Source organism: Streptomyces sp. CB02366 (assembly GCF_001905905.1).
GTDB lineage: Bacteria > Actinomycetota > Actinomycetes > Streptomycetales > Streptomycetaceae > Streptomyces.
Genome location: NZ_LIVT01000014.1, coordinates 74,551 through 96,452 on the forward strand (window position 1 = coordinate 74,551; position 21,902 = coordinate 96,452).

The 21,902-nt window shown below is 72.2% G+C and carries 19 protein-coding genes and 2 pseudogenes; 13 read left to right on the forward strand and 8 right to left on the reverse strand.

Annotated features, from left to right (window positions below):
• Positions 1 to 31: 31 nt before the first annotated feature.
• Complete coding sequence (locus AMK24_RS27990; protein WP_073771684.1) at positions 32 to 1,489, reverse strand: FGGY-family carbohydrate kinase; 1,458 nt, start codon at positions 1,487 to 1,489, stop codon at positions 32 to 34.
• A 52-nt stretch (positions 1,490 to 1,541) separates the two neighbouring features.
• On the reverse strand, positions 1,542 to 2,597 hold the full coding sequence (locus AMK24_RS27995) for a 2-hydroxyacid dehydrogenase (RefSeq protein ID WP_073771685.1): 1,056 nt from the start codon (positions 2,595 to 2,597) through the stop codon (positions 1,542 to 1,544).
• Between the two features lie 187 nt (positions 2,598 to 2,784).
• On the opposite strand from AMK24_RS27995, the gene AMK24_RS28000 reads away from it, so the two are divergent.
• The 3 genes from AMK24_RS28000 to AMK24_RS28010 all read left to right on the forward strand — a co-directional run bounded on the left by AMK24_RS28000 (position 2,785) and on the right by AMK24_RS28010 (position 5,820).
• Positions 2,785 to 3,447 (forward strand): histidine phosphatase family protein, encoded by a 663-nt coding sequence (locus AMK24_RS28000; RefSeq protein WP_073771686.1) that lies wholly within the window; start codon positions 2,785 to 2,787, stop codon positions 3,445 to 3,447.
• On the forward strand, positions 3,444 to 4,217 hold the full coding sequence (locus AMK24_RS28005; RefSeq protein ID WP_073771687.1) for a DeoR/GlpR family DNA-binding transcription regulator: 774 nt from the start codon (positions 3,444 to 3,446) through the stop codon (positions 4,215 to 4,217). The genes AMK24_RS28000 and AMK24_RS28005 overlap by 4 nt, the downstream gene beginning before the upstream one ends.
• 130 nt (positions 4,218 to 4,347) lie before the next feature.
• A complete protein-coding gene (locus AMK24_RS28010; RefSeq protein ID WP_073771688.1) occupies positions 4,348 to 5,820 on the forward strand; it encodes an FGGY-family carbohydrate kinase in 1,473 nt (490 codons plus the stop codon).
• 35 nt (positions 5,821 to 5,855) lie between these two features.
• On the opposite strand, the gene AMK24_RS28015 is transcribed toward AMK24_RS28010, so the two are convergent.
• The 3 genes from AMK24_RS28015 to AMK24_RS28020 form a co-directional block, all read right to left on the reverse strand.
• Positions 5,856 to 6,077, reverse strand: a complete 222-nt coding sequence (locus AMK24_RS28015; protein WP_143203734.1) for a hypothetical protein — start codon at positions 6,075 to 6,077, stop codon at positions 5,856 to 5,858.
• Between the two features lie 100 nt (positions 6,078 to 6,177).
• Complete coding sequence (locus AMK24_RS33760; protein ID WP_143203735.1) at positions 6,178 to 6,366, reverse strand: hypothetical protein; 189 nt, start codon at positions 6,364 to 6,366, stop codon at positions 6,178 to 6,180.
• Between the two features lie 116 nt (positions 6,367 to 6,482).
• Entirely contained in the window at positions 6,483 to 7,022 is a 540-nt protein-coding gene (locus AMK24_RS28020) for a GNAT family N-acetyltransferase (protein ID WP_073771690.1), read from the reverse strand.
• A 303-nt stretch (positions 7,023 to 7,325) separates the two neighbouring features.
• Between AMK24_RS28020 and AMK24_RS28025 the strand changes: the two genes are divergently transcribed.
• Complete coding sequence (locus tag AMK24_RS28025; RefSeq protein WP_073771691.1) at positions 7,326 to 8,429, forward strand: M23 family metallopeptidase; 1,104 nt, start codon at positions 7,326 to 7,328, stop codon at positions 8,427 to 8,429.
• A gap of 189 nt (positions 8,430 to 8,618) precedes the next feature.
• On the opposite strand, the gene AMK24_RS28030 is transcribed toward AMK24_RS28025, so the two are convergent.
• A complete protein-coding gene (locus AMK24_RS28030; protein ID WP_242435269.1) occupies positions 8,619 to 10,124 on the reverse strand; it encodes a right-handed parallel beta-helix repeat-containing protein in 1,506 nt (501 codons plus the stop codon).
• A gap of 325 nt (positions 10,125 to 10,449) precedes the next feature.
• Positions 10,450 to 11,505, reverse strand: coding sequence for a substrate-binding domain-containing protein (locus AMK24_RS28035; RefSeq protein WP_073771692.1), 1,056 nt, complete (start codon positions 11,503 to 11,505; stop codon positions 10,450 to 10,452).
• A 282-nt stretch (positions 11,506 to 11,787) separates the two neighbouring features.
• Here AMK24_RS28035 and AMK24_RS28040 point away from each other — a divergent pair, with 282 nt between their 5' ends.
• From AMK24_RS28040 to AMK24_RS34950, 6 genes and pseudogenes are all read left to right on the forward strand, one after another.
• Entirely contained in the window at positions 11,788 to 12,858 is a 1,071-nt protein-coding gene (locus AMK24_RS28040; RefSeq protein WP_242435270.1) for a substrate-binding domain-containing protein, read from the forward strand.
• Between the two features lie 465 nt (positions 12,859 to 13,323).
• Positions 13,324 to 14,664, forward strand: a complete 1,341-nt coding sequence (locus tag AMK24_RS28045) for an ABC transporter substrate-binding protein (protein ID WP_073771694.1) — start codon at positions 13,324 to 13,326, stop codon at positions 14,662 to 14,664.
• On the forward strand, positions 14,661 to 15,605 hold the full coding sequence (locus AMK24_RS28050; protein WP_073771695.1) for a carbohydrate ABC transporter permease: 945 nt from the start codon (positions 14,661 to 14,663) through the stop codon (positions 15,603 to 15,605). Before AMK24_RS28045 ends, AMK24_RS28050 begins: the two co-directional genes overlap by 4 nt.
• Positions 15,602 to 16,453, forward strand: a complete 852-nt coding sequence (locus AMK24_RS28055; RefSeq protein WP_073771696.1) for a carbohydrate ABC transporter permease — start codon at positions 15,602 to 15,604, stop codon at positions 16,451 to 16,453. The genes AMK24_RS28050 and AMK24_RS28055 overlap by 4 nt, the downstream gene beginning before the upstream one ends.
• Positions 16,454 to 16,491: 38 nt before the next feature.
• Complete coding sequence (locus tag AMK24_RS28060; RefSeq protein WP_242435271.1) at positions 16,492 to 17,535, forward strand: hydroxyacid dehydrogenase; 1,044 nt, start codon at positions 16,492 to 16,494, stop codon at positions 17,533 to 17,535.
• 50 nt (positions 17,536 to 17,585) lie between these two features.
• Positions 17,586 to 18,171 (forward strand): annotated as a pseudogene (locus tag AMK24_RS34950) (transposase); the annotation flags it as partial.
• A gap of 503 nt (positions 18,172 to 18,674) precedes the next feature.
• On the opposite strand, the pseudogene AMK24_RS33420 reads toward AMK24_RS34950, so the two are convergent.
• A pseudogene (locus AMK24_RS33420) lies at positions 18,675 to 18,800 on the reverse strand (sensor histidine kinase); the annotation flags it as partial.
• Positions 18,801 to 18,883: 83 nt separating this feature from the next.
• Here AMK24_RS33420 and AMK24_RS33425 point away from each other — a divergent pair.
• The 3 genes from AMK24_RS33425 (at position 18,884) to AMK24_RS28090 (ending at position 21,897) form a co-directional block, all read left to right on the forward strand.
• Positions 18,884 to 19,180 carry a hypothetical protein gene (locus tag AMK24_RS33425; RefSeq protein WP_107427475.1) on the forward strand — a complete coding sequence of 99 codons (297 nt, stop codon included), beginning with the start codon at positions 18,884 to 18,886 and terminating at the stop codon, positions 19,178 to 19,180.
• 306 nt (positions 19,181 to 19,486) lie between these two features.
• Positions 19,487 to 19,738: a hypothetical protein gene (locus tag AMK24_RS28085; RefSeq protein WP_073771698.1), complete on the forward strand. Its 252-nt coding sequence runs from the start codon at positions 19,487 to 19,489 to the stop codon at positions 19,736 to 19,738.
• Between the two features lie 77 nt (positions 19,739 to 19,815).
• On the forward strand, positions 19,816 to 21,897 hold the full coding sequence (locus AMK24_RS28090; RefSeq protein WP_073771699.1) for an AfsR/SARP family transcriptional regulator: 2,082 nt from the start codon (positions 19,816 to 19,818) through the stop codon (positions 21,895 to 21,897).
• Positions 21,898 to 21,902: the final 5 nt, after the last annotated feature.

Consider the following 21,902-nt stretch of genomic DNA (forward strand, 5'->3'; position numbering starts at 1 on the left):
CCCGAGGCGGTGTACCACCGGGGTGGGGCGGCTACCGTGCCCGGCCGCCCCACCCGGCCCGTGCCGTCGCCAACCCGGCCCGGTACCGCCCGTATCCGTCCTCGTACAGCGCCCGTACGTCCTCGCGCGGCTCCACCACCCGGTGGCGTCCCGGCGGCGCCTCGTACCCGGGGGACAGCGAGGCCCTGGCGACGGACACCACGCCGAGCGCCCCGACCTGCTCCTCCAGCGGAATACGGACCGGTCGGCCGAGCACGTCCGCCATCAGCCGGGCCCACATCACCGATCGCGTGCCACCCCCGCACAGGGCGAGGACCCCGCTCAGCCCCGCCGCCTCCAGACAGTGCCGGGCCGCGTAGCCGATGGCCTCGCAGACGGCGCGCACGGCGTCCGCCCGGCCGGACGCCAGACTGAGCCCGTCGAGCCTGCCCTGCGCCGACGGTTCGACGAAGGGGGCCCTCTCGCCCGCCTCGGAGAGGAACGGGAACGCGTGGACCCCCCGCGCGCCGGGCGGGCTCTCCGTGAGCAGGGCGTCCACGTCGGCCGTGGTCGCGCCCACCAGAGCGAGCACCCACTCCAGCGCCGCCGTCCCCACCATCGCGGGCATGGCGCGCAACCACCGCCCGGGGTCGGGCGTGCACAGCCACATACCGGCGGGTTCGGCGCGCGGATCGAGGTCCACCCGGTCGGTCAGCACCTGGCTCGCGAGGGTCGTGCCGAGGATGAGCACCCCGTCGCCCACCGCGCGCACCCCGCTGCCGATCGCGCAGGCCGGCAGGTCGTACGGCCCCGCCACCACGGGCAGCCCTTCCGCCAGCCCCAGGAGGCGGGCGCCCCGGCCGTCCAGTCCGAGGACCGTGCCGGGGGCGGCGGGAGCCGGCAGCAGATCCGCGAGCCCCTCGACGCCGCACGCCGCCAGGGCCTCGGGCGCGTAGCGGCGGGTGCGCGGGTCGAGGAAGGGCAGGGTGGCGTCGGAGGCGTCCAGACACACCCGGCCGGTGAGGTGCTGGGCCACCGCGTCCACGCAGTACCCGGCGACGGCCGCCCGGTCCAGCGCCTGCGGCTCGTACTGCTGGAGCCAGTGGAGCAGGGGGCCGTGGCACCCCGGGAACATGCCCGAGCCCGTGTGCGCGTAAGCGGCGCCGATCGTGCCGTCCGCCAGCCACCGGGTCACCAGCTCCGAAGCCCGCGCGTCCATCCAGGAGATGGCGGGCCGCACCGGACGGCCCCCGGCGTCCCGCAGCCACAGGCCGTCCCCCTGCCCGGTGAGCGCCACGGCGTCCGGCGGCCCGCCGAGCGCGTGGGCGACCTCGCGCACCACCTCGCCGACCCCGGCCACGACGTCGTCGAGATCCTGCTCCACCCGCCCGCCCGGCAGCATCTCCACGTGCGAGCGCCGGACGGCGGCGGCCCGGGCGCGGCCCGCCCCGTCGAACGCCACGGCCTTGGTGACCGACGTCCCGATGTCCACACCGATGATGGTGCTCACGCCTGGTGCCTCCCGTATGAGCCGAAGGGTTCCCGGCCGCCGGCGGCGGCCGTCAGGGCCGGCCGGCCGCCAGGACGTCCGGGTTCGCGAGGTGGGACAACTCCTCCCCACGCAGGAAACGGCCCACCTCCGCGGCGGTGATGGCCGCGGCGCGGTGCGCCGTCTGCCGGGTCGCCCCCGCGAGGTGGGGGGTGGTGATCACGTTCGGCACGCCGTGCAGCGGCCAGTCGGCGGGGATCGGTTCGAGGTCGTACACGTCGAGGGCGAGCGCTCCGAGACGTCCGCCGCGCAGCATCTCCGGCAGCGGCGCGTGGTCGAGGAGCCCCCCGCGCGCGGAGTTCACCAGGACCGCGCCGCGAGGCAGCAGCCCCAGACGGCGCGCGTCCAGCAGATGACGGGTCTCCTCGGTCAACCGGGCGTGCAGGCTCACCATCTGACTACGGATCAGAAGGTCGTCGAGCTCGACCGGCTCGACGCCGTCGGCCTCGACGGCCACGGGGTCGGCGTACGGATCGGCCGCGAGCACACGGGCCCCGAAGGCGCGCATCACCCGCGCCACGATGCGGCCGATCGCGCCGTAGCCGACGAGCCCGACCGTGGACCCGCCGAGCTCGCCGCCGCTCTCCTCGTACGCGTACAGATCGCCGCGCCACACGCCCCGCTTCAGCTCCGCGTCCGCCGCGCTGATCCGCCGTGAAGCGGCCAGCATCAACCCCACGGCGAACTCCGCCGCGGCCGGGGCGTTGCGGCCGGGGGCGAAGCTGACCCGGACGCCGTGGCGGGTGGCGGCGGCCAGGTCCACGTTCACCGGGCCGCCCCGCGACACGGCGACGAACCGCAACTCCGGCGAGGCGGCGAACACCCGCTCGGTGAACGGGGCCATCTGCGTCACACAGACGGCCGCCCCCTCCAGGGCCTCGACGAGCCCGTCCTCCGTGCCGCTCGCCTCGCGGACCGCGCCGACCGGCCCGAAGGGCTCGTGGGGCCAGGGCAGGGTCAGCTCACCGAACTCGGGCGCCTCCCGGCCCGTGCGGGCCAGCTCCCGGCCCACCGCCTCGCGGATCAGCGCGGGACGGACGAAATGGTCGCCTGCGGCGAGGATGCGCATGACGTCGGAATCCTTCCGCGAGGAGAGCCGTCGAGCAGCGTGCCGAGCAGGTCGGAGCCGCCCGGGCCGGGCCGAGGGTGTGAAATTTCTGTTAAATTTAACAGCGCTCACGGGGACCGGCAATGTGCTCGGCGCGTACGGCCGACACGGGCCGCCTCCCGCCCCCGCTCCCGGAAGGGCCCGCCCCATGACCTCTCGTCTCCTGCTGGTACGGCACGGCGAGACCGAGTGGCACGCGGAGAACCGGTACGCCGGTGTCACCGACGTCGCCCTGACGCCCCGGGGCCTCGCCCAGGGAGCCGGCCTCGGTGCCTGGGCCGCCCGCCGCCGCGTGGACGCGGTCGCCAGCTCGCCCCTCAGCCGCGCCCGGTTGACGGCCGCGCCCGCGGCCGCCGCGCTGCACCTGGCCGTGGACGTCCGGGAAGGGCTGCGGGAGGTCGACTTCGGCTGGGGCGAGGGCCGGACCGTCGAGGAGATGGCCGAGGAGGACCCCGAAGCCGTACGCAGGTTCCGCGAGAACGCCGACTCCGGCGCCTTCCCCGGTTCGGAGCCCGTCGCCGCCGCCGCGGCCCGGGCCACCGCCGCCCTCCGCGACCTCGCCCTCCGCCACCAGGGGGGCACGGTGCTCGTCGTCGCGCACAACACCCTGCTGCGCATCGCCCTGTGCGATCTGCTCGGACTGCCCCTGGGCCGCTACCGGCACGTCTTCCCGCGCCTGGACAACGGGGCCGTCACGGAGATCGAGATCCGCGGTACGGGGACGGCGCTGCGCTCGCTCAACGTGCCCACCGCCCCGGCGCCCCCCGCCCCCGCGTCCGGCCCGGCCCCTGCGGGAGACTGGCCCCCATGACCAAGAGATCCGCCGAAGAACGCCGACGGCTCATCGCCGACCACGTCATGGAGCGGGGCACGGTCACGGGCGCCGAACTCGCCGGGCTCACGGGCGTCAGCCTGATGACCGTCCACCGCGACCTCGACGACCTCGCGCGGCAAGGGGTGCTGCGACGCTTCCGCGGCGGAGCCTCCGCCCTGCCGTCCACGGTGTTCGAGTCGAGTCTCGACTACCGCCTCGGCGTTCAGGCGGCGGAGAAGAACGCCGTCGCGCGGGCCGCCGCCGCCCTGGTGGAGCCCGGTATGTCGGTGATGCTCGACGACTCCACCACGGTGCTGGCCATGGCCGGCCTGCTGGTCGGCCGCGGCCCGCTCACCGTGGTCACCAACGCCCGCCGGGTGCTCGACGTTTTCATCGGGTGCGAGGACATCCGCCTGATCGCCCTGGGCGGCGAGTACTCGCGCACCCACGACTCCTTCCTCGGGATGCCGTGCGTCGAGGCGGTCCAAGCGCTCTCCGTGGACCTCGTGGCGGTCTCCGCCTCGGCCCTGGACGCCAGGGCGGCCTACCACCAGGAGCAGGACGTGGTGCTGGTCAAGCGGGCGATGCTCACGTCGGCGGCGACGAAGGTGATGCTCATGGACCACACCAAGCTCGCCCGGACCGCCCTGCACCGGGTGGGGCCCCTCGGCGACCTGGACCACCTCGTCGTGGACGACGGGGCCGACCCCGGCCTGCTCGCCGGGCTCCGCGAACGGACCCGGGTGACGGTGGCCGCCACGTCCTGAACCCCCGGGCGGCTCCACCTCCCCGTGATGGAACGCGTGTTAATTTCACACGTACGCATCCATTGCGGCGGACCGCCATGTGATCCCCGGACATGTGGGGCCCGCCCCGCCGGGAAGGACGCATCTCGCCATGAGCAGCGAGCCCCGCCGCACCCCCGTCCGCTCCCCGGCCGTGATCGGCGTCGACGTGGCGACCGCGTCCGTCCGCGTGGCGTGCGTGGACGGACGGGGCCGGGTCCTCGCCGAGGCGCGGAACGACCTGCCGCCCCCCGTGCGCACCGCCGCGGGGACGAGCGAGCAGGACGCCCGGTCGTGGTGGCCCGCCGTGCGCTCGGCCCTGCGCCGCACCACGGCGGCACTGCCCCGGGGCGGCCGTGAGGTGGTCGCCGTCGCCGTGGCCGCCACATCCGGAACCATCGTGCCCGCCGGGATCCGCGGCGAACCGCTCGGCCCCGCCCTGATGTACGACGACCGGCGGGCCGCCGCCCTCAACGCCGAGGCCCAGCGGGCGGGCAGCGCCCGCTGGGACGCGCTCGGCCTGTCGGTGGGACCCACCGCCGCGCTCGGCAGAGCCGTGTGGTGCCTGCGGACGTACGGCTCAGCCCTGCGCCACGTCCTGCACACCCCCGAGGCCATCGGCCGCGAACTGACCGGCCACCCCGTGCCGACGGACTGGAGCCACGCCCTCAAGACCGGCTACGACGCCCGCGCCTCGGAGTGGCCGCACGAGGTCTTCGACGCCCTCGGACTCCCGCTCGCGCTGCTGCCCGAGGTACGGGCCCCCGGCGCCGAGGCCGGAACCGTCGGCCCCGGGGCGGCCGAGGCCACGGGACTGCCCGAAGGGTGCTCCGTACGCCTCGGGATGACGGACGGGTGTGCGGGCCAGCTCGCCACCGGGGCGGTCGAGCCCGGCCGGTTCGTGGGCGTGCTCGGCACCACGTACGTCCTCAAAGGGGTCTCCGAGGAGTTGGTCCGCGACGCGAGCGGAGCCTTCTACAGCCACCGCCACCCCGACGGCTGGTGGCTGCCCGGCGGGGCGTCCAACACCGGAGGGGAGTGCCTGGCCGACACCGCCCCGGGCCGCCTGCCCGCGCTGGACGCCGCCGCGGCGGCCCGGGGCCCGGCGTCGTACGTGCGCTACCCGCTGCGCCGCGACGGCGAACGGTTCCCCTTCGTCTCCGGCGCGGCACGGGGGTTCCGACTGGGCGGTCCCCGCGACGAGGCCGACGCCCACCGGGCCGCGATGGAAGGAGTCGCGTTCGTCGAGCGCCTGGCGCTGGAACGGGTCGAGCGCCTGGGAGTCCCGGTGCTGGGCCCCCTGCACGCCGCCGGCGGGGGCAGTCGCAGCGCCGTGTGGACGGCGATCCGGGCCACCGCCCTGGACCGCCCGGTCCGGGTCGTCGAGCGCGCCGGGACGGCGTTCGGCGCGGCTCTCCTCGCCGCGACCGGCACCCTCCACGAGAACCTCGCGGCGAGCGCCGCCGCCATGGTGAGCGGTGGCGCCCTCGTCGAACCGGTGGCGGCCGAACGCCCGGCGCTGGACGACGCGTTCGGCCGTTTCGTCGAGGAGCTGCGTGCCCGGGGCTGGCTCGACGACGGCTGAGGAGCACGCCCGCCCCGCCGGGGCCGGGCGCTCGCTCAGCAGGCCGTCACCGGAGCCACCGCGAGCACATCGGTCATGGCGACGGCCCGCACCCGCTGCTTCCCCGCGTCGCCGGTGACCAGCCGCAGCGTCCTGCCCCCGGACGCCGTGAGCCTCCCGCACACAGCCCCGCCGACCGTGGTGACCTGGACGCTCTGGCCGGCGGGCCGGGCCGGGCTCTGGAACGTCGTCCACGCGACCCCCACGGAGGACGCCACGAGCAGCACCCGGCCACGAAGCAGCCGACGGCCCGGGACAGAGCGCGCTGGGAGTCCTCGGTCTCCTGCTCCGTCCACTCCTCCAGAACGGCGCCGTTGGTCACGATGTCCTCGGTACGGCGCCCGTGGCCGGCCCGCACGGCGAGCCGCAGAGGTATCCGCCGGCTTCCAGCGCCTCCCGCATCAGGCGCAGGTCCTCCCGGACGGGGTCGCCGATGGACGGGAGGGGGAACCCGGAACCGGTCTGCTCCGGCACCCTCACCAGAAGCGCGTGACGACCGCTGTTCATCCATCCACCCCGCCGCTCGCGTTGCCCGCCCGTGCACCCATGATGAGCGGCCGGTCGGAGTCCGCACAAGCAGATCCGGACCACCGGCCGCGCGTGCGGCGGTCGTTGACGGACCCTCAGCGGAAGGAGGCGGTCTCCCCGCCGGCCCGTACGGATTTCTCGAGAAGGGTGAACGACTTGGACGAGCCGTCCGGCTGGGGCTTGCCCTCCTTGACGCCGACAGCCCGGTAGCCGACGGCGAGGTAGTACGCGTTCAGACGGGCGTTGGCGGCCAGGCAGTCCAGCCGCACCAGCTCTCGCCCGGTCCCGGCCACGCGTCGTTCCGCGGCCCGCAGAAGCCGCCGCCCGGTCCCGGGCGGGACTTCCGCGTGGTCCACCATCAGCCGGTGCACATACCCGGCGGAAGAGGACCGCGGCCCCCAGGCGTCCTCGTCCTCCCACCACAACTCCCAGGCCCCGACGATGGCGTCGGCCTTCTCCGCGAGCCACAGCTCGCCGCTCTCCATGATCTTTCGGAAGGGCTCCGCATCCAGCTCACCGGGCCGCCACTGACCGGTGACGCCCCGCGCCAGCATCCAACGGGCGGCATGGTCGCGCAGGCGTACGACAGCGGGGAGATCGGTGTCGGAGGCGAGGCGGAAACGTAGATCGTTCACGGCGTGATCCTCGCACGGAGGCCCCCCTTCCGAACCGGCCGAGCGGGAGCACCCGTCACCGCGGCGACCGTGTCGCCCCTCTCGAACGCTACCGGTCCCGCCCCCTCGTAGCTCTCCAACGCCCTTGTATTGATAGCTACTTGGTCTGTCGCCGCAGCGCGCCTTCGCGTTAGTCTATGCGCATAGAACTTGATGAAGGCATGACATTCTCCTGTCCTTGCCCTTCGTCCGGCATGGTCACCCCCGCCATGCCTTCACTCCTGCCGGACCGGCAGGCCCTCATGTTCAGAAGGGACGTCACCCGTGCTCTCCAAGCTGTCCGTGAGAACCACCGTCGCCGCCCTCGCCGTCGCCGGGCTGCTCGTCACCGCCCCCCAGGCGACGGCCGCCCTCCGCGACTCCGCCGAGCCGTCCGCCGGGGCATCGGCGAACGCCGTCCCGTCGCCCTCCTCCGGGGTCACCGTGAAGATGTCGTCCGCCGCCGCCAACGGTCTCGGCACCGCTCGGCAGGCACTGGTGGACGCCGTCTCCGCAGATGTCCTGGCCCGGTCCGACGACGCCCAGGGCCTCTCCGCGAAAGCCGCCGTCGGCAAGTTCGCCGACGAGGGCCGCAAGGTGGTCGTCGACGTCCGCACCGTCTCCAAGAACTGGGCCCGCGGAGTCGCCTACGTCGAAGCGCCCCGCACGCACCACGGCGATCCGGAGGGCTGGCTCTACATCGCCCACCGCAAGGACGGACAGTGGGTCGCGGGCCTCGAAGGCGACCGCGAGTTCGCCGACCACGTCGCCCGGTCCCCGCTGGTCGGCGAGGCGGAGCGACGCACCATGACGGCGTACGCGCAGCGCAAGGCCACACCGCGGCAGGAGTCCTCCGTGGGGACGACGGCCGCCAACACCAACGGGCTCCTGCTGCCCTGGATGCCCGACTACTACATGACCCTCACCGGCGGGGCGCACTCCCACACCGGCTCGACCGGCTACTGGAGCAGCCTCGACTTCGCCGGAGGCAACGCCAGCGGGCGGGTCCGTTCGTCGCGCGAGGGCACGGCGACCTCCATGTGCGGCGCCGGGGGAGGCTGGACCCGAGTCATCCACCCCGGCGGCTTCTCGACGGACTACTACCACATGTTCAACACCACGTACTACAACGGAACGTCGATCGGCCGTAGTGCCCTGCTGGGCACCATCGGTACGGACACCTGCGCCGGCGGGTCCGCGACCGGAGCCCACGTGCACTGGAGTCTGCGCACGTACGACGCGAACTACAACGGCCAGTACACCTGGCTCAGCGGCCGTACGATCGGCGGCTGGCTCTGGTCGAACGGGTCCAGCCAGTACGCCGGGTGCGCCACCCGCCTGGGCGTCACCGCCTGCCCCGGTACGGCGATCTACAACCGCACCAGCTGACCCGCCGACCGCCGACTCCGGCCCGGACCGCACGTCCGGGCCGCAGTCGGCGGGCGGGTGAGGTCGAGGGCGGGGCCGAGACCGGCGGCATCGCGCCCCCCCGCCGACCGGACCAAGGCTCCCTGGAGGCGGCCCGGGAAACCCCGGGCCCGCCATCGTGATTCACGGCGACGGCGGGCCCGGGGGCGGTCAGAGCCCCGGGCCCTGGTAGGCGCCGCGGTTGGGCTTGGCGGTCGCGGAGACCGGATTGGCCCAGTAGTCACGGCCACCGTTGTCCGCGATGACCGCGCCGTTGCCGAGCGCGGGCGACGTGGACTTCAGCCGGTAGCCGTCCACCTCGTGGATCGAACTGCCGCCGGTGCCGGGAGCGACGAACCCGGGGTCGCCGACGATGCCGTTGGCCGTGGGCCTGGGGACGCCCTGGAAGACGTTCCACTTCCAGGCGATCCCGGACCCCGTGGGCAGCCGGGAGTCGGACGTGCCGACGAAGATGTTGTTCTCCACCACGCTCCGGGTGGGGAGCTTGACGTCGAACTTCTTGTCCACGCAGTAGAAGACGTTGTTGTACAGGTGCAGCGCCGACCGGCCGGCGCCGTTGCTGCTCATCCGGCAGTCGTTCTCGGAGATGTTGTAGCGGATGATCTGCTGAGCGCCGCCGATGGTGCCGCAGCCGTCGCAGTCGAGGAAGAAGCCGCCGATGTTGTCACGGCTGTAGTTGTACTGGATGAGGCAGGTGCCGGTGTTGCCCCAGTCGCAGTCGAACGCCTGGCTGTCGGCGACGGACATCTTGGTGATGTCGTACACCGCGTTCTTCTGGATGGTCGGGTTGTGGTCGCCGAGGACCCAGATTCCGGCGAAGTTGCCGCCGGAGAAGGGGTATACGCCGTTGCCCACCCCGGAGGCGTCGTTGTACTGGATCATCGGGGAGTCCGCGTAGCTGACGATGATGCCGTCGCCGCCGACGTCCTTGACGGTGTTGTGTTCGACGAGGACGCCGCCGCCCTTGCGGGCCAGGGAACCGGTACGGATCTTCAGGCCGCCGCCTCCGGTGTTGCTGACGGTGTTGTGGTGCACGTACACGTCGTTGAGCGTGGTGTTCGCCCCGGTGGCCCCGGTGACGACGCCTCCGGACTGGACGTAGTCCTCGGTGACGGAACCGGTCTTGTCGGTCTGGCCGGCGACGCGGTCGATCACCAGGTTGCCGATGTCGAATCCGGTGTGTTCCCTGCCGTCGGTGGCGGAGACCCGCAGACCGGTGCGCCGGGCGAGAGAGGCGGCCGGGTTGGTGATCCTGAGGTGGCTGATCCTCCAGTGGTCCTGGTTGGTGAACGAGACGGTGTTCGAGGCGCCGTTGCCGTTCAGGACCGGCAGCGCGCCCGTTCCGTAGCGGGTGAGGGTGATGGGCTCGTCCGAGGTGCCGCTGCCTTTCGGGGCGAGCGCACCCGTGCAGACGGTCCCGGATGCGAAGGCCAGCGTGTCGCCCGGCCCGTAGGTCCTGCTGTTGGCCTGGGCGATGCTGTTGAAGGGGTCGGACTCGGTGCCGGCCCCGGCGGTGGGCCGGGAGCAGTCGACGAAGGTGGTGGAGCCGGCGGCCAGAGCCGGCTGGGCGGGCAGGGCGGCCGTGCCGGCGAGGGCGACGGAAGCGGCGAAGAGCAGCCGGCCGACCGCGCTCCTTCGGATGACCCTGATCTCCATGCGAGTACCTCCTGGGGTGGGTGGCCTGAAAGTAGAGGTCACACTTGATCAGGTCAAGAGATTCCCATCATTCAATCGATCATTGATCAAATGACCTTCCAAAGAAAGGAGATGAGCGCTTCGGCGTTCTCCTGACCGGCGGCCACGGACCTGCGGGATCCACCGCCGGGCGGTGGCGGCGGCGACGGCCGAGCGTCCTCGCACGTTCGATCGGGGCGGGCGAACGCGGGAACGGCGCCCGGCCCCGGGGGCCGGGCCGTCGGTCGGGGCGCCCGCCCCGCACGTCCACGCGGGCGGGGCACGGCGACGGCGCGTTGCGGCGGTGTCAGCCGGCCGTGCCGCCGCAGGACGCGCGGACGGTGAGCGTGGGCAGCAACTGCACGTGACGCACCGGCGGTGCGGAGACACGGCCCGCCATCCTGCGCAGCAGCAGGTCGACCGCTTCGGCCCCGACACCCTTCTTCGGCGGGGCGACCGCGGTCAGCGGCGGAGCGCCCAGGGCCGCGAAGACGTCGTCGTAACTGATCACGGACAGGTCCTCGGGCACCCTGAGGCCCCGGCTCCGCAGGATCGGGAGCAGCTGGAGGGCGTCCTGGTCGTTGTGGATCAGCACCGCGTCGACTCCGCCCTCCCGCGCCCGGAGGATCCGGTCGGCGACCGCTTCGGGGTCCGCCCGCGGGCCGACGCTGTCGATCACGGGTTCCGCGGTCAAGCCGAGGAGTTCGCAACCGTCGAGGTAACCGCCGCGTACCTGGTGCGCCGTCCAGGTGTCGCCTCGGGCCACCAGGGCGACACGTCGGCGTTCGAGCGAGGAGAGGTGGCGCAGCGCGGTGAGGACGCCGTGGCGGTGGTCGGAGGAGACCGAGTCGAGTTCGGCCGCCGGGCTGTCCAGGGCGGGGCGTCGTTCCACCAGCACGGTGGGCAGATCGAGTTCACCGGCCCACGTATGGGTGTCAGGCCGGTCCGCCGGCGTCCAGTTGGGGGCGAGGAGGAGCCCGTCGACCCCGGACCTGAGCAACTGCTCGACCTGGTCCCTGTCGGCGCTGGCCTCGTACGAGGAGATGCCGAGGACCAGGTGGGCGCCCCTGGCGCCGGCGGCCTCCCTGGCTCCCTCGATGACGTCCCCGAAGTACTGGCCGGCCGCCGGCACGAGCAGGCCCAGAAGCGGACCGTTTGGCGGTCGGTGTCCGTCGCCACCCGCGACGGACACCGATCCGTGGGTTCTGCGGACCGCGCCGGCGTCGGCGAGGGCGGCCACGTCGCGCCGCACGGTGACGGCCGGGATGCCGAGTCGCTGCGCGAGGGACACCAGACGCACCGAGCCGAGCCTCTGCACCTCTGCGAGAATCCGGGCACGGCGTTCGTCGGCCGGGATCGACATGGCATTCCCCCTGCCGGTGACCCGCCGAAGCGCTGACGGCGGCCCCGGTCGCTCGGGAATCTACCATTCGCCCGGCCGCCCCTGCCCGCCACCCGACAGGCGGTCTTCCGCCGCACGTCCCAGCCCCTCCGGGGGTTCATCGGTGAACACGGTGGCGTGCGCCCCGCCACCAGCCTTCCATGGAAGCGGCCATTCTGATCAAAATGTCGATCGAATGATACGGTTCGATCGTTGGCGGGTTGGTGGCATGGTGCGATGCGAGGGGTGGAGGACGGGATGCGTATGTCCGGAGAAGAGCGCCGCAGGCTCATCGTGACGATGATCAGTGAACTGGGCGGGCATGTCCGGTTGTCGGAGCTGGCCGAGCGGTTGGACATCCCCGCCGTCACGGTCCGGCGGGACGTGGTCGCCCTGGCCGATGCGGGACGCGTCGTGCGCTCCCACGGCTACGTCTCCCTCGAACACGCCTCCCCGGAGAACCCCGCAGGAAGGTACGGGGCCCCCGCGAAACAGACCGTGGGACTCCTGGTCCCGTCCGTCGGCTCGTACTTCGACGAGGTCATCGACGGCGTCCGTTCCGCTGCCGCGGAGGCCGGGATCCGCCTGGTGCTCGGCATCGCGCCGTACGGGGCGGGCGACGACCTGACCCAGGCCGAGCAGCTGTTGGAATCGGGAGCGCAGGGGCTCCTGCTCGCCCCCGGGCTGCTCCCCGGCCTGGACCGCGAAGGCTGCGCGTGGCTGGATTCCCTGCCGGTTCCCGCCGTGCTCGTGGAGCGGCGCTCCCCAACCCTCGACGGCCCCGGCTCGCAGCTGGATTCCGTCGGATCCGACCACCGCGACGGAGTGTTCAGAGCGCTGCGGCACTTCGCCCGTCTCGGCCACGACAGCGTGCTGCTGGCCGCTCGGAGCGATTCGTGGACCGCCGAGGAGGTACGGGCGGGCTATGTCCAGGGGGCGCGCCTGCTCGGGATGGAGCCGGCGCCGGTGCTCGACACGCTCCGGCCCGCCGGAGCGGGCCCCGACCCCACGGGCCTCGCCCGCCGGATCGCCGACGCGGCGTCGAACGGCGCCCGGGCGGTGCTCGTCCACAACGATCAGGACGCCATCCAGCTCCCGCCCCTGCTCCGGGCGCTCGGTCTCACGGTGCCGGACGACCTCGCCCTGATCGCCTATGACGACGTGTTCGCGGCGCTGGCCGCTCCGCCGCTGACCGCGGTCGCCCCGCCGAAGCGGGCGGTCGGCGAAGCGGCGTTCGCCCTGCTGCTGCGGCGGCTCACCGGCGGCCGCGACCTGCCGGTGAGCCGTACGTCGCTGTTGCCCACCCTTCGCGTCCGCACGTCCTGCGGGGGCTGACGCGCCTCCGTACGCCTGCGGATCCCATCGCTCCCACCGCCCGGGCGGCGGGAGGGGACCGGTCCGGGCGACGGCCGTCGCCTCCGTGCCTCAGTGGTCCCTGCCCCCCTGCCCCCCTATCCCCCTGCCCCTCTGACCCCCTGCCTCCTGGTCTCGCCGGGGCGGGGCTCTCCGAGCGGAACCCCGGCAGCTGGCTGATCATTCGTCAAAAGGTCAGGTCAAATGAACTGCTTGACATGATCGTGATCTTCGGGCCCCGACCGGTGGTTCCGGTGTCAGCGCCAGTTCGGAGGGGGTTTTCGGGGTGAAGAGCCCTGGTACGCCAATTGATCGTATCGATCATTCGATCCATACATCTTGACTTCGATCACACGCATCCTCAGGATGGCTGGCAATCGCCCCTCGGATCGCCTTCCTGGAACAAGGTCGTCCGGGCCCCGTGCCCTCCCTTTTAGGAGCCGTGCCATGCGTTCATCGATGTTCTCCCGCCGCAGAGTCCGCGCCGGCGCCGCGATCACCGCGGCCGCCTTGTGCGGCACCCTGCTCGCCGCCTGCGGAGGCGAGCAGGACGACGCCTCGGGCGCCGACGGCAAGCCGGTCACCCTGACCTTCTGGGGCTGGGCCAAGGGCACCCGGGAAGTCGTCGCCGACTTCAACGCGAGTCACCCGGACATCCGGATCAAGTTCGAAGAGATCCCCTCCGGCAACGCCGGCGGGTACGCGAAGATCGCCAACGCGGTCAAGGCGGGAAACGCTCCGGACGTCTTCAACATCGAGTACCCGCAGCTGCCCGACTTCGTCAGCCAGGGGGCGGTCCAGGACATCAGCGGACTTGTCGACGACAGCCTCCGGGGCACGTACCTGCCGCAGGCGAGCGAGCTGACCTCGCTCGGCGGCAGGACCTGGGCTCTGCCCCTGGACATCGCTCCGCAGGCCTTCTTCTACCGTAAGGACCTTTTCCGGAAGGCGGACATAACGGTGCCCCGGACCTGGGACGAGTTCCGCAAGGCCGCCCAGAAGCTCAAGGCCGCCCAGCCCAAGACGCGGATCGCCACGTTCTTCCCGGACGACCCGAGCACGTTCGAGGCGATGGCCTGGCAGAACGGCGCCCGCTGGTTCACCGCCGAGGACGACGCCTGGAAGGTGGACCTCACGGCTCCGGAGACCGGCAAGGCCGCCGACTACTGGCAGAAGCTGATCGACGACGACCTCGTCCAGGTCCAGCCGTCGTTCAGCCAGCAGTGGACCGCCTCGCTCCAGAAGGGGGAGACGGCCGGCTACCTGGGAGCGTCGTGGGGCGGGGGCGTCCTGAAGGCGAACCTCGGATCGGCTCCCGGCATGGACGGGAACTGGGCGGTGGCGCCGATGCCCACCTGGAACGGGGAACCCGCCAGCGGGATGCTCGGCGGCACCACCTTCGCGGTCTCCAAGGACAGCAAGAAGGCCGAGGCCGCCGTCGAGTTCGCCACCTGGGCCACCACCACCCCGGAAGGCATGAAGGCCCGCATCGACTCGGGCACCTCGTCCTCCTACCCCGCCGCCACCGCGCTGCTCCCCGTCGCGAAGAAGGCCTTCGACACCGCGTTCTACGGTGGGCAGGACATCTACGGCGTCTACGCGGAGGCCGCCAAGTCGATCAAGCCCGGCTGGACCTGGGGGCCCGCCATGGGCGTGACGAACGGTTCGCTGAAGGACTCCTTCGGCAAGGTCGCCGGCAGGACCGGCACCATCGGCGACGCTCTCACCACCGCCCAGCAGGCCACCCTGGACGAGTTCGAGAACCGCGGGCTGAAGGTCGCCCCGTGACCACACGCACCACCCGGGCCGAACCCCGCCGCGCCGCCACCTCCGGGCGGCGCGGGCGGTACGGCGCTCCCGCGGTCCTGCTCGCCCCGTTCCTGCTCCTCTTCACCGCCTGCACCCTCGTACCGGTGGGTTACGCCGTCCACCTCAGCCTCTACACCGAGCGGCGCGGCGGCCTCGGGTTCGGCGGCACGGAAACCCTCTTCACCGGATGGGGCAACTATGCCCGGGCACTGAGGGACGAGGCGTTCCTCGACGGGTTCGCGAACATCGCCCTGTACTGCCTGATGTACATCCCGGTCATGATCGGCCTCGCTCTGGCACTGGCCCTGCTCGTGGACTCCACGTTGGCACGGGCCAAGCGGTTCTTCCAGCTCGCCCTGTTCATCCCGCACGCGGTGCCCGGCATCATCGCCGCGTTGATCTGGATGTACCTGTACACCCCCGGCATCAGCCCGGTGCTCGACGTGCTGGAAGCCCTCGGCACCCGGCCCGACCCGCTCGGCAACCCCTTGCCGGCCGTGGTCAACATGGCTCTGTGGCAGTGGACCGGCTACAACGTGGTCATCTTCTACGCCGCACTCCAAGCCATCCCGCGCGAGGTGCTGGAAGCCGCGGTCGTCGACGGCGCCGGCCCGGTGCGCACCGCGTTCAGCATCAAGATCCCGCTGATCCGCGCCTCCCTCGCGATGGTCGGGCTGTTCACCGTCATCGGGTCGCTGCAACTCTTCACCGAGCCGATGATCCTCCACGGCACCTCCCCCGGTGTCACTTCCGCCTGGACGCCCAACATGTACGCCTACACCGCCGCCTTCGAACGCAGCGACTACGGTCTCGCCGCCGCCGCCTCGGTACTGCTCGCGGCCGCCGCCGCGATCCTGTCCTTTGCCGTCACCCGGCTGACCCGGCCCCGGTCCGACCGCCGGAAGGAGGCCGCGGCATGAGCAGTTCCCCCCGGCACTGGAGTCTGTCCAGGGCGGTCGTCAACGGCGTGCTGGTCCTGGCCACCGCCTACACCCTGCTGCCCCTGGGCTGGTTGCTCACCGCAGCCGCCAAGAACACCGCCGACCTGCTCGGCGGGAACACCCTGCGGCCCGGCAATTTCAACCTGGGCAAGAACCTCGCCGACCTGGCCTCCACCGGCGACGGCATCTACTTCCGCTGGTACGCCAACTCGCTGCTCTACGCGGGGCTGGGCGCGGCACTGTGCGCCCTGATCTGCGTGGCCGCCGGATACGTGTTCCACGTCTACGCCTTCCCCGGCAAGGAGAAGGTGTTCGGGCTGGTCCTGGTCGGGGTCATGGTCCCCACCACGGCGCTGGCGCTTCCGATGTACCTGCTCGCCTCCGAAGTGGGCCTCGTCAACAGCTTCTGGGCCGTCTTCCTGCCCTCGCTGGTCAATCCGTTCGGGGTCTATTTCTCCCGGGTGTTCTGCGCCGGCTACGTGCCCGGCGAGGTGCTGGAGGCCGCACGCGTGGACGGAGCTGGGGAACTGCGCACTTTCTGGTCGATCGGTCTGCCCATGGTCATGCCCGGCTTCGTCACCGTCTTCCTCTTCCAGTTCACCGCCATCTGGAACAACTTCTTCCTGCCGCTGGTGATGCTCTCCGACAACAAGCTCTTCCCCGTCAGCCTGGGCCTGTTCACCTGGAACGTGCAGACCAGGTCGTTCCCCGAGTACTACCCGCTGGTCGTCACCGGGGCGCTGCTCGCCGTCGTCCCGCTGATCCTCGCCTTCGTCCTCCTCCAGCGGCACTGGAAGGCCGGTCTCACCGCGGGAAGCGTCAAGTGAGCGCCCCCGTCCACGCCGACTCCTACGAGGAGAAGCCCATGTCCGACCCCCGGCCGTCCGCCGACGGCAGGACCGAGTCCCGCCCCCGCGCCGTCCTCGCCATGCACCAGGACCTGGTCGCCCGCCTCTTCGACGCCCCCACCACGGCCCGGCTCGTCGCCCTCGCCGATATCGACCCCGGACTGGTTCTCGACGACTTCACCACTCCGCGGGCCCGAGCCGCGCTGGCGGACGTGGAGGTGATCGTCTCGGGCTGGGGCTGCCCACCGATCGACGAGGCCGTTCTGGCCGCGGCGCCGCGTCTGCGGGCGGTCGTGCACGCGGCGGGGTCGGTGAAGCACCACATCACCGACGCCTGTTGGGAGAGGGGCGTCGAGGTCGCGTCCGTCGCCTGGGCGAACGCGTTGCCGGTGGCCGAGTACACGGTGGCGTTCGTTCTGTTGGCGAATAAGGGTTTGTTGGGCATTCGGGAGGATTACCGGGCCCGTCGTGCGGAGTACGACTGGCAGGGCGCCTATCCGCAGGCGGGCAACTACCGGCGGTCGGTCGGGGTGGTGGGGGCTTCTCTTGTCGGTCGCCGTGTTCTGGAGTTGCTCCGTCCCTATGATCTGGACCTCCTGCTCCACGACCCTTACGTGGAACCGGCCGAAGCCGCGCGTCTCGGAGCCCGCTCCGTCGCGCTCGACGAGCTGTGCGAGACCGGCGACATCGTGAGCGTGCACGCTCCTGAACTTCCGGGGACTCGTCATCTCATCGACGGCCGGAGGCTTGCGCTGATGCGGGACGGCAGTACGTTGATCAATACGTCGCGGGGCTCTCTTGTCGATCAGGACGCTTTGACGGCGGAATTGGTCTCGGGGCGGCTCAACGCGGTTATCGACGTCACGGTTCCGGAGGTCTTGCCGGCGGGTTCGCCGCTCTATGACTTGCAGAACGTCGTGCTGACCCCGCATGTCGCCGGTTCTTTGGGGAGCGAGTTGCACCGGCTGGCTGCGGCTGCCGTGGACGAACTCGCCCGCTGGTCCGCGGGGGAGCCCTTCGCGCATCCGGTGGTGGAGGAAGACATTTCCCGCACGGCGTGAGACGCACGCCGTGCGCGTTTTCACCTGCGGGCGGCGGGAGGGATGGCGGTGACGTGGCGCTGCGGCAACTTGCTCCGCTCTTCGGGGTGCCGAAGTTCGCGGCCGATCGCGTCATCGGGCACGTCGGTCCCTTGCTCGCGCTCAGGACGCGCAAGCGGTTCCGCAAGAACACCGTGCTGATCGTGGACGCACCCCTGGTCCCCACACACGACCACGCGGTGGCCGAACAGTCGAAGAACTGGAGATACTCCACGACTCCCAAGTCGCCATCGATGCCGACATCCGCCTCGTCATGGTGATCGTCCAGCCCCTGCCCGGCAACCGCAATGACGGCAAGGCATGGGAGCTGTCCGGCACCGAAGCCGTAGTCGGTCGCACCCCTGTGGTTGTTGACGGCGGCTACCGGGACACCGGTCTGGTCATCCCGCACCGTCGCGAGCGCGGGTGGAGCGCACTGTCCGCCTGGAAAGGACGGAGGACAACATCTTCCACCATCACGTCTGTGCCCGCGTCGAGCACGCCTGCGCCCAGATGAAAGCCTGGAAGATCCTTCACGACTGCCGATCGAAAGGAGACGGTGTCCGCCACCCGATGAACGGGGTCGCTCACCTGCCCAATCTCTCCCTCAGGGGATAGGCGCGCGGAGCGAACACCAGTCGGCCTCGCCCCCCAGCCGGAAGATCCTTTACGGGACAAGCCCTGGAGCGGCGACATCGAGGTCCTCCTGGACGACGGCTGTCTGGGCCTGAGCCGCTACCACCGCGGGCAAGCGATCACACCGCCCGGAAAACCCCGCCCCGGAGCATCGCCCGGCAGAGTCGAACAGGGGGAACGCGACCGCCACGGGCACTCCTGCGACCACATCACCGTCGAACACGGCCTCGCGAACCACAAACTCTGGCGGAGCACGGTCGTCCGGTGGCGGTGCCGAGGCCATTCCTCGATGACCCGCTGTGCCCATGTCGTTCGACGACCCGGCCGATGACGACGAGCAGGCCGTCATCCGGCTGATCCGGTCGGCGCGGGCCCGATCACGAAGCACTCGGCGCACCACCCCGCGCTTCCCCCCGTCAGCCGAGGTTGGCGGGACGCGCCGGGCGGGTGGGCGGCCACCCTGACAGGTGGTCGTCCGTGGGTGGTCACAAGCTGAGGTAGAAGCGCACGGTCGTGCCGTCGTCGCCGGTGTGCAGCCGCACGAGGTCGGCCACGTAGTGGACCAGCATCAGGCCCCGGCCGCCCAGTTGACCGGGCTCCGGCTCCAGACGGCGGAACACCGGGTCCTGGGAGCGGGAGCCGGCAACGCTCGACGGCGGGCGGGGAAAGCGCTCGGGGACCGCGGATCCCGGAAATGCCACAGCTGGACGTGACGCCGGTGGAACCCGGGCTGGTGCTGGAAGTCAGCGTCGACGTCGCCCGTGAAGCCTCCGGCCCGTGGCGGCATCCCACGCGCCGTGCAGGCCCCTCGCGGAGGGGACTGCTCGATGCGGCGAGTGCAGCGCAGAAGCTGCTGGCCCTGGACATCCCGGGGCCGACGATCCTCACGGTGCTCGTCTGCTCGGCGCTCGTCGGACTGTCCGCCGCTCTCGTCCCGGCCTTCCGGGCGGGCCGGATGAACGTCCTGAACGCCATCGCGACGGACGGGTGAGGGTCCTGGGGCCCCGCTTGGCGGACGCCGGGGGAGCCGGGAGGCCGCCCGGCATAGATGACCCTTCGGGTGTCACCGTAGGAAGACCAGCAGGCTCCGGGACGTTCCTCCAAACGTCTCGGAGCCGAACTCGTTCCCCGCTGGGGCCCGTTGTGCACGGCGGAGCGTGTCAGCTTGCTGCACACCGCGGCGGGCCGCCGTGCAGCATGCTGACACCGCGGCATCTCTCGTGGCGCGTTCCGCGCTGGCATCGTCGTGCCTGTCGGGAGGACCCCCGGCACCGACGCCACGGCCGAAGGGGAACACGTGAACAGGTCTCCGCTAGCGCGGACACAGCGCCGCACCGCCAGAGCTGCCGCCCTCGTCACCGGTATCGCCATCGCCGCCCTCGCCCTCACCGCCGGCACGGCGTCGGCCACCACACCGGCGGGCCCGCCGCCCGCCGTCGTCGACGACGTCACCCGGCTGATCTGTATGGAGTTGGAGGGCGTTTTCGGCCAACTGCCCCCGCACTCCCCGCCCGTACAGGTGTGCAAGCTGGTCAACGGCTGGGACTAGAGGTGTCGAGACCGGTCCCGCTGGGGACAGGCGGCGCGACGGGGGAGGCGGGACGGCCTTCCGGGGCGCGGGCCGCGGTGCGGTTCCAGCTCCTCGGGCCGCTTGCCCTCGCGGACGGCCCCGACACCGTCGTTCTCCAGCCCTCCAAACCCGCGAACCTACTCGCCGCGCTGCTCCTGAACGCCAACTCCACGGTTTCCGCCGGGTACTTGCAGCGGGCGGTGTGGGGCGAGGAACAGCCCGCCACCGCCAAGGCCGCCCTCCAGACCTGTGTCCTGCGGCTGCGCCGGCTGTTCACCAAGCACGGAGTCACCGGCACGGCCATCGAGGCGGTCCCCGGCGGCTACCGGATCGTCGCCCGACCGCCCACCCTGGACCTCCTCGCCTTCCGCGACCAGGTGCGCCGTGCCACGGCCATGGACCACGACCCGGAGGCGGAGCTGTACACGCTCCGGGACGCCCTCTCGCTCTGGCAGGGCGCGCTGCTCGCCAACGTACGGTCCGCCGTTCTGCACCGCGACGAGGTGCCCCGGCTCGCGGAGGAACGGCTGCGCGTGGTCGAGCGGGTCTGCGACCTGCTGTTGGGGCTCGGCCGCTGCGGCGAGGCGCTCGTCGACCTGTGGACCGCTACGCGCGTATATCCGGGACACGAACGCTTCCACGAACAGCTCATCGAGGCCCTGTACCGCAGTGGGCGTCAGTCGCAGGCGCTCGGCGAGTACCGCAGGGTGAAAGATTTCCTGCGGGAGGAGCTGGGCGTCGATCCCTCGGCCTCCCTGCGCCGCCTCGAACTGTCCATCCTGCGCGGCGAGGACCTGGGCCCGGTGGGGCAGGCGGCTTCCGGCGCGACGGCCCCCGGTCCGTCCGTTCCCGCGGTGCTGGCTTCCGCTACGGCTGCCCTCGGTGGGGCCGCTCCAGGTCAGGCGGGCCCGGGACCGGCGGGCTCGGGTCACGCGGGGCCCGGGCAGAGGGCCTCCGGGCAGGTGGGGGGCTCCGGTTCGGCCGCGTCCGTTGCGGTGGTGGTGTCCCGCGTCGTCCGGGGCGAGACCGTGCCGCAGCCGGACGCCGAGACCCCCGAACTCGCCCCCGCACCGGTCACCGCCCCGCCCGGCGCGGTCACGGGGGCCCCGAGCACCGCCGGGACCTGTGCACCGCCCGCCGACGCCGGGATCGGGCCCGTTCCCGGCGTACCGCACTTCACCGGTCGCGCCGCCGAGGCCGAGGCGATGGCTGCCCGCCTCACGGCGCCGCCTCCGACCGGCCCCGGAGACCTCCGGGCCCTCACCGTCGTGGTCTCCGGGGCGCCCGGCATCGGTAAGTCGGCGCTCGCCCACCACGTGGCCCGGCAGGTCGGGGAAGCCTTCCCCGCAGGCCGGCTACTCGTCCGGATGACCCGCGCGGACGGCGAACCCCGCACGGCCGGGGAGGTCTCCGCCGCGCTCGCCGACGCCCTCGGCGCGGCGGGCGGCGGGCGCGCGCTGCTCATCCTGGACGACGTGGTGGACGCCGATCAGGTGCGCCCGCTGCTCACCCCCGATGGCCTACCCGGGACCGGGACCGGGACCGGGCCCGGCCTCGCCGTCGTGGTCACCAGCCGGATGGGGCTCGGCGGACTCATCGCCACCCACGGCGGCTGGGTGCAGCGCCTGACCGCTTTCACGGAGTCCGAGTCGTACGGACTGCTGCTGGCCGCCCTGGGCGCCGAGAGGGTGGAGGCCGAACCGGACGCGGCCCACCGCCTCACCGCCGTGTGCGGCTACTTCCCCGCCGCGCTGCGCATCCTCACCGCCCGGCTGCTGACCCGGCCGGGGCTGCGGCTCGCCGACGCCGTCGACTGGCTGGGCGACGACCCGCTCGCCCGGCTCACCCTGACCGACTCCCCGGGCCACTCGGTCACTGGCCTCTTCGACCGGGCGCTCGACCGGCTCGACCCCCGGTTGTCACAGGCGTTCACCCACCTCGCCCAGGGGCCGCCGGAGCTCCTGGCCGACGGGGGGCCCGCGCACGAAGGACCCGTACCCGAAGCCGTACGGGAGCAACTCGCCGACGCCGGACTGCTGGAGGACGGCCCGCCGGGCCCGTACCGCATCCACGGCCTGCTCCGCGCCCACGTACGAAGAACCGCCCGGATCCGCGACCGCCGCACAGAGAAGGTGTGATCCCC

Excerpts from the sequence above, each read along its gene's own strand:
- AMK24_RS27995 (WP_073771685.1), bottom strand. The coding sequence starts at position 2,597 with ATGCGCATCCTCGCCGCAGGCGACCATTTCGTCCGTCCCGCGCTGATC.
- AMK24_RS28000 (WP_073771686.1), top strand. The coding sequence starts at position 2,785 with ATGACCTCTCGTCTCCTGCTGGTACGGCACGGCGAGACCGAGTGGCAC.
- AMK24_RS28005 (WP_073771687.1), top strand. The coding sequence starts at position 3,444 with ATGACCAAGAGATCCGCCGAAGAACGCCGACGGCTCATCGCCGACCAC.
- AMK24_RS28010 (WP_073771688.1), top strand. The coding sequence starts at position 4,348 with ATGAGCAGCGAGCCCCGCCGCACCCCCGTCCGCTCCCCGGCCGTGATC.
- AMK24_RS33760 (WP_143203735.1), bottom strand. The coding sequence starts at position 6,366 with ATGAACAGCGGTCGTCACGCGCTTCTGGTGAGGGTGCCGGAGCAGACC.
- AMK24_RS28030 (WP_242435269.1), bottom strand. The coding sequence starts at position 10,124 with ATGGAGATCAGGGTCATCCGAAGGAGCGCGGTCGGCCGGCTGCTCTTC.
- AMK24_RS28035 (WP_073771692.1), bottom strand. The coding sequence starts at position 11,505 with ATGTCGATCCCGGCCGACGAACGCCGTGCCCGGATTCTCGCAGAGGTG.
- AMK24_RS28040 (WP_242435270.1), top strand. The coding sequence starts at position 11,788 with ATGTCCGGAGAAGAGCGCCGCAGGCTCATCGTGACGATGATCAGTGAA.
- AMK24_RS28045 (WP_073771694.1), top strand. The coding sequence starts at position 13,324 with ATGCGTTCATCGATGTTCTCCCGCCGCAGAGTCCGCGCCGGCGCCGCG.
- AMK24_RS28055 (WP_073771696.1), top strand. The coding sequence starts at position 15,602 with ATGAGCAGTTCCCCCCGGCACTGGAGTCTGTCCAGGGCGGTCGTCAAC.
- AMK24_RS28060 (WP_242435271.1), top strand. The coding sequence starts at position 16,492 with ATGTCCGACCCCCGGCCGTCCGCCGACGGCAGGACCGAGTCCCGCCCC.
- AMK24_RS33425 (WP_107427475.1), top strand. The coding sequence starts at position 18,884 with ATGCCACAGCTGGACGTGACGCCGGTGGAACCCGGGCTGGTGCTGGAA.